Source organism: Compostibacillus humi, from assembly GCF_014637175.1.
Taxonomy (GTDB): Bacteria; Bacillota; Bacilli; order Bacillales; family Amphibacillaceae; genus Oceanobacillus; species Oceanobacillus humi.
The window spans coordinates 1-843 of sequence record NZ_BMEV01000155.1; the positions used below are offsets into that span (position 1 = coordinate 1).

1 protein-coding gene is annotated in these 843 nt (G+C 42.7%); it reads right to left on the reverse strand.

All coding sequences use genetic code 11. The features are described from left to right. Positions 1-205: 205 nt before the first annotated feature. A partial coding sequence (locus IEV18_RS17065) for an IS256 family transposase (RefSeq protein WP_188393520.1) occupies positions 206-843 on the reverse strand: 638 nt, incomplete at its 5' end.

Here is an 843-nt window from a genome sequence, read left to right on the forward strand (position 1 = left end):
GCTGCTTGTCCTTGACCTTGTGCCTTTTCTTAGTTCTTGCTGGTTGGGTTCAGGGACCCGGCCAGCGAGAACTTAGAAAAGATCGGTCGTGGTACGCTAGGTGTGCGGATAAAGTCCCCACATAGGGCTTTATTTTTCCCATCCGACAACCTACACACCACCACGACCGCAAACAAGGTCAAGGATGGCGGATTGGTGCTAGAGCTTAATCTTCCAGTGCTTCAAACATGTGTATCAATTCTGATTTGGCTTTTTCAAAGCCTCGATGACAACGCATGCCAAACTTGTGATTATAGTCTAAAAACCGTGTCACAAGAAAACGTTCTAAGGATTCTTCATTTGGAAATTGTTCTTTGCGTTTGACATATCGTTTGATTTCTTTGTTAAAGGCTTCAATTAAGTTTGTCGAGTAGATACTGCGACGTATGGAAGCTGGAAAATCATAAAACGTTAAGATCTGTTCGTTGTTCATCACAGATTCAATGACACGTGGATAAGGCTTTTCCCATTTGCTTTGCATTTGTTCTAAGGCTTCTATAGCTTCTTCACGGTTTTTCGCTTGGTAAACGGCTTTAAAATCATCGAGAATGGCTGCACGATCTTTTACACGTACTTTACTGGAAATGTTTCGAGCGACATGTACACAACACACTTGATGCTTCGCCTTTGGATAGACACGGTGAATGCTATCTGTCATCCCTGGCAATCCATCGGAAATGAAAAGGAGGACGTTTTCTACTCCTCTTTCATGTAGGGAGTGGATGAGTTCTTCCCATACGTGAGAAGACTCTGTTGGTGCAATGGTAAAGTCTAAAACTTCTTTGTTTCCTTCTTCCGTAATAC